We start from the raw sequence: 9761 nt of genomic DNA on the forward strand, positions 1-9761 counted from the left end.
AGCCGTATGACGGGAAACTGTCACGTACGGTTCTTAGGCGGGAAAGCGGTGGTAACACCGCTGACCCAGCCGATTACGCTCCGCTGGTGGAGCGTCTGCATGGGCAGGTCATCCACATCAGCCCTGCCAGTACCCAGTATATCAACCCTATGGACATCAACAGCAACTACTCGGAGGAGGACAACCCGTTGGCTTTGAAAGCCGACTTTGTGCTGTCCCTGTGCGAACTGGTGGTCGGCGGCAAAGAGGGCTTGCAGCCGGTGGAAAAGACGGTCATTGACCGCTGCGTCCATGTGGTCTACCGCAAGTATTTCGAGAACCCCATCCCGGAAAATATGCCGCTGCTGGAAGACCTCTACAATGCACTGTTGACGCAAGACGAACCGGAAGCCCGCCATGTGGCGGCTGCGCTGGAAATCTACGTCAAGGGCAGTTTGAACATTTTCAATCACCACACCAACGTAGATATCAATAACCGCATCGTCTGCTTTGACATCAAGCAGCTGGGCAAGCAGCTCAAAAAGCTGGGTATGCTCATCGTGCAGGATGCCGTGTGGGGGCGTGTGACAGCCAACCGCAGTGCCGGAAAATCCACCCGGTACTATGCAGACGAGTTCCACCTTTTGCTGAAAGAGGAACAGACTGCGGCGTACAGCGTTGAAATTTGGAAGCGTTTTCGTAAGTGGGGCGGCATCCCGACAGCCCTAACGCAGAACGTCAAAGATCTGCTGGCAAGTCCCGAAGTATCAAATATTTTTGAGAATTCGGACTTCGTTTATATGCTCAATCAGGCGAACGGTGATCGGCAAATCCTCGCAAAGCAGCTCAATATCAGCCCGCATCAGCTTTCCTACGTTACCCACTCCGGCGAAGGTGAAGGGCTGCTGTTTTTCGGTAACGTGATCCTGCCCTTTGTTGACCACTTCCCGAAAGACCTTGAACTCTACCGCATCCTCACGACCAAGCTCAACGAGATCTCGGAGGGCGCACAGAAATGAGTGAACCGAAACTGATCATCAAAGAGGAATCGTCCGCAAAAAAGACCCGTTCTCCCCCGAAGAAACCCAAGGTGGAGCAGTCGGTGCCCAGAAAGAAAAAGCTGAAAACCGATGCAGATAAGGCTGCTGAAAGGGCGCAGCACCTGCGTTTTGGCAAAGCCGAGATCACCCCGGATGAAGCATCCCGCATGACAAAGCAGCAGAAACGTGCTATGTATGCCGCCGCTGCCGCCCGGTCTGCGGCACATCGGGAGGTTGACCAGTACGAGGACGACAATGTGGGCACACAGGCTCTCAATGAAGGCGTGAAGTCCGAAGAAGCAGTCAGCGATTTCTCAAAGAATCGTTATGCAAGGAAGCTGAAAAAGAAAGCCAAGCTGCAAGCAAAGAAAAACACGCCTACTGCAAAATCTTCTGCGTTCGGGTCAGACAAGGCTCAAAGTGCAGAAGCAACCAGCAGTGAGGGCAACTCCAACTGGTGCTCCCGGTGGTGGCAGAAACAGGATATTCAGAAAAGCTACCGTGCCGCAACCCGGTCGGGCGGCACCGCTGCACAGACCGCAGGCGGCAAGGCGGTATCCAATGGCACCACTGCTGCGAAGTCCGGCATGGAGCGGGTCATTGACAAAGGAAAATCGGTGGTCAGCACCGCAGCCAACGGCATTGCCAATTTTGCAAAAAGCAACGCGCACGTTCTTTTGATCGTGGGCGTTTTTCTTTTGCTCCTGCTGCTGGTCATGTCAGCGTTTTCGTCCTGTTCCATTCTGTTCTCCGGCACCACGCAGGTATCCGGGCAGACCATTTACACCGCAGAGGACCGGGACATTCGGGGAGCCGAAACCGACTACAAGAAGCTGGAAAAGGAGCTGGACAAAAAGATCAAGCGCACCCCCACCGACCACCCCGGCTACAACGAGTACCAGTATCACCTTGACCCCATCGAGCATGACCCATGGCAGTTGACCTCTTTTCTCACGACTCTCTATGACGATTACACCCGGTCGGAGGTGCAGGGCAAGTTGAAGGAGACTTTCAAAAAGCAGTACAAGCTGACCACATGGGTGGAGGTGCAGATACGGTATAAGACGGTCTGGGTCATCAGCCCGGCAGGAATCCCGGTTCCCACGCAGGTGCCCTACGAGTACCGCATCTTCCACACCAAATTGGTGAACAAAGGGCTGGAAGTCGTCATCCGAGAGGAACTGGACAACGACCAGTGGAAACGGTATGAGATCTTTCAGGACACCTTGGGCGGCAGACCTTATCTTTTTAATGGAGGCTTGCCGCCCGGTGGCTCCGATGGCTCCGGCACACCGGGCATCGACTATCAGGTTCCGGCAGAAGCCCTGACGGACGAGGAATTTGCGGCCATCTACAAGGAAGCTCAAAAGTATGTGGGCACGCCCTATGTGTGGGGCGGCTCCACCCCGGAAACCGGGTTCGATTGCAGCGGCTACGTCTGCTGGGTGTACAACCAGAACGGCTACAATGTAGGGCGCACCACCGCCAACGGTCTGTGGAACAAGAGCCAGCATATTTCTGAAGCCGAAGCAAAGCCCGGAGACCTTGTTTTCTTCGAGGGAACGTATGATACGCCGGGGAAAAGTCATGTGGGCATCTACCTTGGAAACGGCATGATGGTGTCCGCCGGCGACCCCATAAAGTATGCCAATATTCATTCGTCCTACTGGCAGAAATATTTGTCCGGTTTTGGGCGGCTCTCAAAATGATTGGAGGAAGAAATGAGCGAAAAACTCGATAAGCTGCGCGCTTCTCTGGAAAAGGAAAGGGAGCGTCGCATTAAGATCAACACTCGCATTGAAAGCCTTGAACGGAGGATTCAGGAAGCAGAAGCTGCCGAGGTCAACGAGATGGTGCGCACCGCCAAGGTCACGCCGGAACAGCTTGCCGCCCTGCTGCGCCAGTCTGCAACTTCCACCCCGACCCCGGCTGCGCTGTCCGCGGTCGGTGCTACCTTTAATAAGGAGGACGATTCCAATGAAGATGATGAATAAGTTCTGTGCCCTGATGTTGTCGGTGGCACTGTGCGCTGGTATGGCGGCTCCTGCTTTTGCCTATGGCGGTGAGCCTACGGAGGAAGTGGAACAGCCTGTCCTGACTTCTACCACCGATGAAGAAGATGTAGTCACCGTGACCGATGAGGAAACCGGTGCTCTGACCCCGGAGGGCAATCTGACGCTGGTGGACGATTACCACACAAGTTACTCGGATGGCAGCGGACAGCAGTTCATTACACTGGTGTCGAAGTCGGGTGCGACTTTCTATCTGGTGATTGACCGCAACGCCAAGGGGCAGCAGACCGTCCACTTTATGAATCTGGTGGACGAAGCAGACCTTTTGGCTCTGATGGAAGAGGATGCTGCCGATGCCTACACCGCCGAAAAAGAAGCGGCGGCGCAGGCAGAGCAGGAGCGCAAACAGGCCGAAGAGGATGCGAAAAAGGCTGCGGAAGAAGCGGAGGTATCCGGTTCTGAACAGACTGGTGGCAACAAAGTTACGAAGTATGCTGCCACATTTTTAGGCGTATTGGCGCTGGTCGGTTTGGTTGCTGGCGGCGGCATTTACACCTTTATGAAGCAGAAGCAGAAAAAGCAGGCAGAAAAAGAAGCCCTTGACCCCGATGCAAACTACACTGAGGACAAGGGCGACTTTGAAATCCCTGTGGAGGATGAGCCGGAGGAGACCGGCGAGGAGGATAACGCAGAAGAATAATTCTATTGGCGGCGTTTGCCGCCTTACATATTGCAATCCAAAACAGATTGGAGGGATTTTTATCGCAAAATTGATCGTGGCAGAAAAACCATCGGTTGCCATGTCCTATGCCAAAGTCCTCGGTGCCACCAGCCGTCAGGATGGCTACCTTGAAGGGAACGGCTATCTGGTAAGCTGGTGCGTTGGTCATCTGGTGGAACTTGCTCCGCCCAATGTCTATGACGAAAAGTACACCAAGTGGAGCATCGCAGATCTGCCCATCCTGCCGCAAAAGTGGCAGTATCTGGTGTCTGCCAGCACCAAAAAGCAGTTCGGCATCCTGCAAAAGCTGATGCACCGCCCGGATGTGGATAGCATCGTGAACAGTTGCGATGCAGGATAGTGCGGTTGGGTGACTCAAGAGAAAGAAAAAAGAGACCTCATCTCGTCAAAAAACTAAATCATAAAAGCATCAAAGAGGGCATTCAAATGAAACAAAATCGAATTTTTGACCAGAATAGTTCTCAAAAAGCACGTTCTTGGCACTATAATATGGACACCAACCGAGCGGAAGCCCAGTTCGCTGATGGCTCTGCCATTGCCATTGACTGCCTTGCCATCGAGGACGAATACGGCAATACCCCGGCACAGCGAGCTGAACTTGATTGGCTACTATACAACAAGCCCTTGGAGTGCGTCCAGCTTGTGCTGAGTGGTGAGATTGAGCATTATCTCTCACTTGGCTGTGACCATGGCAAACTGAAAGACTAACCTCTAAATAGGCCAAACAACCCGCTACTTGCAGTCGCTGCAAATGGCGGGTTGTTTGCTTATTTTAAGTTTTTCCTTTGCTCATAGTAGTGCAAAATCAATGTAGTGCAAAATCAATGGCCCAACGGTCAAAGAAATCACAAATATCAGGCAAATCTACTGGTTTCTTATAAATGTCATTCTAAAATTCAATGGATTTTGCTATTTCTAGCACTTGTTTTTTCGACACGAAAGTCGATTTAACCCTATATTTTATGTATCTCTCGATGATTTCAAGTTTGCCATTTTGGGGGCTTGATTATTGAGAAAATTCTAAATTCCAAAAAGGTCTATCATTTTCATCAATCGCATCGTTATTGAGAATAAGCACTGCACCACCACTTAACAGAGGAGGCAGCTGTAAATAGCTTATATTATTTATTGAGAAAATGAAACGCTATTGCAACAGTTGAATACTGTATATTTTATCAAATTGATACGGATCTGATAGCAACACCTTACCGTTTGATATCACAAGAATGCTTTCGCCTTCTTTAAGATACGACAACTGAAGATTTCCTTTCAAGTAGTTTGATACGCCATAAATTATATAATTGTCATCCGTATCATATAATTGATTTTTTGCAGTCGCATAAATACAATTGTTCTTCAGGTCAACTTCTTCAATTATAAGTTCCGATTTTTTTCTTCCGAATGTATTCGATTGAAATAGAATGCAGAGAACCACTGCCACAAATGCTATGCCAACCATAATCTTCCGTTTGCATTTCATTTTATCAACCTCTGTATGAAAGGAACAGCGTATAAAGCGATTGTGTTATTCTCAATGCCCCTGTATAAGAAGTTGGATATGAAGAACCATCAATTGTGCTTCCATCTTTATGGATTCCGATAGCTACATACCCAGCTCCAGAAATATATTCTACAAGAGGACCACCACTAAAGCCACCTGTCAAATCCCAATCGCCCTTGAGATATTTTGAAGTCTGACTTCTAATATACCCAGAAGATTTACACATCCGATATCTCGCATCGGCACCATTTATTTGGCTCGGATAGCCATAAGCATACACCAACTGTGATGATGAATAATTGCTAGACTGCCAATGTAACCCAAGCCATCCCGTTTTCGTTCCTAAATTATTCTTGAGCGTAATAATCGCCCAATCCTCCGAACTTGTTCCAGCAAGATAAGAATCACTAACAATCATCGAACTTGCCGATACATTTTCGCTTCCAAAAGGTTTACTATTATCAGATCGAGCAGGTGCGACATTTACCGACTTAACGTAGGCTTTTTCCTTTATACTGTATAGATTATGTGCTGCTGTTGCAAGTGCATTAGGCCCAATCATAAATCCAGAACCATAATTTGTCCCTCCATTATTGGTCGTTATCTGTAGGCATACCGTACTACAATATGGTGTTGCCGTTGGATTATCAACAACAGTGATATCATTGCTTCCGATAATCGCATACAGATCGGATAGATCAATATCCGAAATCTTTCCATTTGGAAAATAGCCTGCAGTTGTCTCTCCATCCGTGAAGGAATTGGTTTCAACTATAATTTCCTCTATAGATTCTTCTTTTGTATCAAAATCGTATCTATGGTATCTCTCGATATGAGATTTGCTTCCATCACTTTGATTATCTGCAAAAGCAGTCAGCCCAGAGTTAAGCTCCATTGAAGAAAGAGCCACAATCCCACTTGCTTTCAAAAAAATTCTACGAGATATTTTTTCACTAGCTATTTTAATTTTCCTTCTTTACTTTTAGAGTATACACAAGATTTCTTATACATCAGTTGCTCTGCATTGGAAACACCTCCGTAAAATTTTTCATACGTTAGAGCCATCCTTATTTTAGATTTCAACTTTTACTTTCGCAAAAAAATAAATACCACTGATTTTTTATCCAATAGCCGTGCTAAGATTTATCTCTATGGGATTCAACACATGCGTCTGCTGGCACAACCAAGCCCAATTGTTCACTGTAGTAGTAAACAAGTCGTCATAGTTGTTGTCATATGCAAAATCAAATGTGTCATGAACGGTAATCAAGTAATACATTATAGAATTACCAATCATGAAGCCTGTTCCAGAGGTGCTTACCCTATGCAATGCATAGAATAAATCTGCATTATCAGACTTTTGAATTGTAAAAGACCAACTTCCTCCACTAAAATCTTTCAAGCCACTATTAAGTACTTTGTTTTTATAATTATTAAAAACTGTTGTCGTGTTTAACTTGTCAAGCAATGGCGTCGAAGAATCCGTCACACTCTCAGAATAGTCAATATTATATACAGAGAATTCAACCATAAGAGCCGCACATTCATATCCCTTATCCCGTGCAATTTGCGCAGCTGCCAACCATGCAAGCTGTGTATTATTTAACAAATTTCCAGATGCACGTGTTTGATCTTCATCTTTCATCTTATCGATAAACTTATTTAATTCATCTATCGACATTCCCGAAAAATCAACATGATACTTATCATTCATGCTTTGAATAACAGGATTGCTAGCTTTACGGCTGCTTATGTTAGCAGCATAAGACACAGTATTTATCGAAAACAAAAAACACACTGAAAGAATTAATGATACGAACCTCTTCATAACGAACCTCCTTAAATTCTGTACTCTACTATATAAATTGTGTGCTTCTCATCATCCCAGACAACGAGACTAAAATTCACATCTTCAGAATGTAAAAGCAATGTATTCATTTCGGCTTCCGAGCGTAGTTCCTTATGCTGACTATTATCATAAAGAAAAAAATTTCCACTTGCAATTTCAGGAATCACAAAATCTAATCCAAAATATGACGACACATTTTTTAATATAGAAGATATGGTTGGAGAATCATTAATTTTCTCCCATGAATCGAGTTGATGAATAATTTTGGCTGCATCCACATCGTAGTATACCGCTAACATTATCCCATCATTTTGCAATCCGCCATAAGCCTCATATATCAACGATTCAGAGTATGTTGCTTTTCCAATTTTGAATTGTTTCAAATAATCTCGTTTTTCATATTTGCTTTTTCTTCCAAGCATAAAGCCCAAAAGCAAGCACAGTGCGACTATAGCTAGGTATCGGATAACTCGCGTTGGTCTCGCCTTTATAATTACCTCACACCTTTCTAACTTGCTGAAATATATAACAAACTCCACTTATCTACTGGTACTTCCGGTAATGGTTTCGCTCCGTCCATCGGAATAGCTAAAGGTCGCAGAATACTCAAGCCTATAAGATTTTCCGGGCTTAGTGTTAAAGCTACTGCTCACCATGCAGGTTGAGGTCGTGCTGCTGTTTGAGCAGCTACTTACTTTTTGCCATGTTCCAATTGTCCCCTTTTCATAGAGAACGCCTGAAACGCTGATTTTCTTTACTCCAGTTCGAGTCTGGGCATCAACCTGATAGTATGTTTGGTAAATAGATCCGTTGACCGTACTATCGCCTACATACCGTTCAGACTTTTCAGCGGCCATTGCGGTGCAGGCAAAGCTCAAGAGAATCACCGCTGAAACAACAATGGACAACAAACGCTTTTTCGACATAGACATACACCTCCGTTTTTTTGCTCCCATCAAGAGCCTTTGTATAATCAACGCAATTCGCATTCGCTTCGTTTCAATTTTCAGGAGAAAATTTTTCAAATTTTCCATCTTTGTAAGTTCAGACAAAAAGAAAGCCAGACATTTGTGAACTCTCACAAGTGTCCAGCTTTCTTAACGGATACCTTCCGCAATTTTCATAATCTCATCGTATGGAATGTTTCCCATAACGGTATGTGTAATCCCCCGATGTTCCCAACTTAGAGTATAAACATTCTTTCCATGTTCATCCGTACTGGTTCCAAGTACACCATCTGCTTCTCCGACCTTTACGGTTTCGTACACTGTATGCTCATTATCAAACAGGGACTGCTGCCCTGGCTGGATAATTGAGCAACGGACTGTGTAGCTTTCCTCTGTTTCTTTTGACGAGTAAACATGTAAAAAGTTTTCTGCTCGCTCAAATTTCTGCACATCGTCCATTTCAAAGCCGTTCGGCACATAATGGTCGCTGTATCCATCCGGGAGCCACTCCAGCGGTTCGCCATCCACCTGATAAGTCAGCTACATCTCAATGGGCAGAAATTTTTGAATCATCGTATAGACTGCCCTGCGGAAATCAGCGCTGACCGCAAGAGCACCAACCGTCAGCATTACGAGTGTCAATGCCGCAATTAGTACTCGTTTCAACACTGGGTGGTGCTTTTTCTTCTTTAAGGCCTCTGTCATTCGTTCGTCCCATTGGGACGTATCTGGGTAGATTTCCTCAAACTGCTTTGGCGTTGGAAGCGAATCCAGTTCTCTTTGCGCATCTGCACGAAGTGCCATCATCAAAGCCGCATCAAATGAAATGTCTGTCCGCTCACTCATGGCTGTTCATCTCCTTCCATAATAGTTTTCGTCCTCGAAAGAGCCGTGTTCGTACCACTTCATCCGTTAATCCCAGCGATTTTGCAATCTCACGGTTTGTATATCCCATTGCCAAAAGGCGTAGCGGATCACGGTACATCGGTTTCATTTGGCCAATCAGTTCTGTTAGACGTTCAATGTTATCGGTGCTAACTGCTGCATCATCCGGCACCGGAGCGGCATCTGGTTCGTTTGGGACATCTTCCAGCAATTCTTCTCGTTGTTTGCGAAGCATATCATATGCACGGCTTCTACTACAACTAACGAGATAAGCAGCGAGTTCGTGACAGTTTTCTCGATGAATTTTAGAAAAATTTTTTGCAACGTACAAAAATACCTCTTGTAGCACATCCTCTGCCAGATACGAATCATCCATGATTTTGTAAGCGGTATGGTAAACCAGCCGTTTGTATGTATTGTACACCTCGGTAAAATCTTCTTCAAAGTTTCGATCATCAAGCACACTTAGATATAACGCAAGCAACGCAGTCACCTCTATTCACATTGATTGTGTGTAGTGTACCACGAACCAATAAAAATGTCGAATACAACCAACTTTTGAAAAGGAGCGTGATGCCATTGACCCAACCGAAAACCGATCTCGCCTATCTCCGCAGCGAGAAAGCCAAAGCAGAACAGCAGCTGCGCTACTACCAGCACCGGGAGAAAATTCTGGAACACCAGATACCGGAGCTGACCCGCAAGGCCCGTGTGCATCGGCTGTGTACCCGTGCCGGAATGCTGGAAAGTTTTCTGATTGCGCCGGAAGAACTCACCAACGATCAGGTGATGGAGCTGCTGAAAAT

At 46.1% G+C, this 9761-nt stretch carries 13 protein-coding genes and 1 pseudogene; 7 read left to right on the forward strand and 7 right to left on the reverse strand.

Translation table 11 applies throughout. From position 1 onward, the window contains the following. The 6 genes and pseudogenes from WMO20_RS13845 to WMO20_RS13870 all read left to right on the forward strand — a co-directional run. The coding region (locus tag WMO20_RS13845) for a VirB4-like conjugal transfer ATPase, CD1110 family (protein WP_349187250.1) at positions 1-998 on the forward strand (998 nt) is incomplete at its 5' end. Next, entirely contained in the window at positions 995-2728 is a 1734-nt protein-coding gene (locus WMO20_RS13850) for a C40 family peptidase (protein ID WP_349187252.1), read from the forward strand. The genes WMO20_RS13845 and WMO20_RS13850, both read left to right, overlap by 4 nt. A gap of 12 nt (positions 2729-2740) precedes the next feature. Further along, positions 2741-3013 carry a DUF4315 family protein gene (locus WMO20_RS13855; RefSeq protein WP_097800090.1) on the forward strand — a complete coding sequence of 91 codons (273 nt, stop codon included), beginning with the start codon at positions 2741-2743 and terminating at the stop codon, positions 3011-3013. Beyond that, positions 2997-3731, forward strand: a complete 735-nt coding sequence (locus tag WMO20_RS13860; RefSeq protein WP_349187254.1) for a DUF4366 domain-containing protein — start codon at positions 2997-2999, stop codon at positions 3729-3731. The genes WMO20_RS13855 and WMO20_RS13860 overlap by 17 nt, the downstream gene beginning before the upstream one ends. 100 nt (positions 3732-3831) lie before the next feature. Next, positions 3832-4110, forward strand: a pseudogene (locus WMO20_RS13865) (DNA topoisomerase III); the annotation flags it as partial. Between the two features lie 89 nt (positions 4111-4199). Then, entirely contained in the window at positions 4200-4481 is a 282-nt protein-coding gene (locus tag WMO20_RS13870; RefSeq protein WP_015536560.1) for a DUF6061 family protein, read from the forward strand. 776 nt (positions 4482-5257) lie between these two features. Here the strand turns inward: WMO20_RS13870 and WMO20_RS13875 are convergent. The 7 genes from WMO20_RS13875 to WMO20_RS13905 all read right to left on the reverse strand — a co-directional run bounded on the left by WMO20_RS13875 (position 5258) and on the right by WMO20_RS13905 (position 9448). Continuing rightward, on the reverse strand, positions 5258-6184 hold the full coding sequence (locus tag WMO20_RS13875) for a trypsin-like serine peptidase (RefSeq protein ID WP_005924705.1): 927 nt from the start codon (positions 6182-6184) through the stop codon (positions 5258-5260). 210 nt (positions 6185-6394) lie between these two features. Beyond that, positions 6395-7102 carry a hypothetical protein gene (locus tag WMO20_RS13880; RefSeq protein WP_015536562.1) on the reverse strand — a complete coding sequence of 236 codons (708 nt, stop codon included), beginning with the start codon at positions 7100-7102 and terminating at the stop codon, positions 6395-6397. A gap of 11 nt (positions 7103-7113) precedes the next feature. Further along, positions 7114-7506, reverse strand: coding sequence for a hypothetical protein (locus tag WMO20_RS13885; RefSeq protein ID WP_223383318.1), 393 nt, complete (start codon positions 7504-7506; stop codon positions 7114-7116). A 156-nt stretch (positions 7507-7662) separates the two neighbouring features. Then, positions 7663-8049, reverse strand: coding sequence for a hypothetical protein (locus WMO20_RS13890; RefSeq protein WP_223383317.1), 387 nt, complete (start codon positions 8047-8049; stop codon positions 7663-7665). A gap of 171 nt (positions 8050-8220) precedes the next feature. After that, on the reverse strand, positions 8221-8598 hold the full coding sequence (locus WMO20_RS13895) for a DUF4367 domain-containing protein (protein WP_270564083.1): 378 nt from the start codon (positions 8596-8598) through the stop codon (positions 8221-8223). 12 nt (positions 8599-8610) lie between these two features. Further along, complete coding sequence (locus WMO20_RS13900; protein WP_270564082.1) at positions 8611-8916, reverse strand: hypothetical protein; 306 nt, start codon at positions 8914-8916, stop codon at positions 8611-8613. After that, complete coding sequence (locus tag WMO20_RS13905) at positions 8909-9448, reverse strand: RNA polymerase sigma factor (protein ID WP_223383315.1); 540 nt, start codon at positions 9446-9448, stop codon at positions 8909-8911. The genes WMO20_RS13900 and WMO20_RS13905 overlap by 8 nt, the downstream gene beginning before the upstream one ends. A gap of 86 nt (positions 9449-9534) precedes the next feature. Between WMO20_RS13905 and WMO20_RS13910 the strand changes: the two genes are divergently transcribed. Then, positions 9535-9761 (forward strand): DUF3847 domain-containing protein (locus WMO20_RS13910; protein WP_435387773.1); only part of this gene is annotated, 227 nt, incomplete at its 3' end.

It is taken from the genome of Faecalibacterium intestinale (assembly GCF_040096575.1).
In the GTDB taxonomy this organism is placed as follows: Bacteria; Bacillota; Clostridia; order Oscillospirales; family Ruminococcaceae; genus Faecalibacterium; species Faecalibacterium intestinale.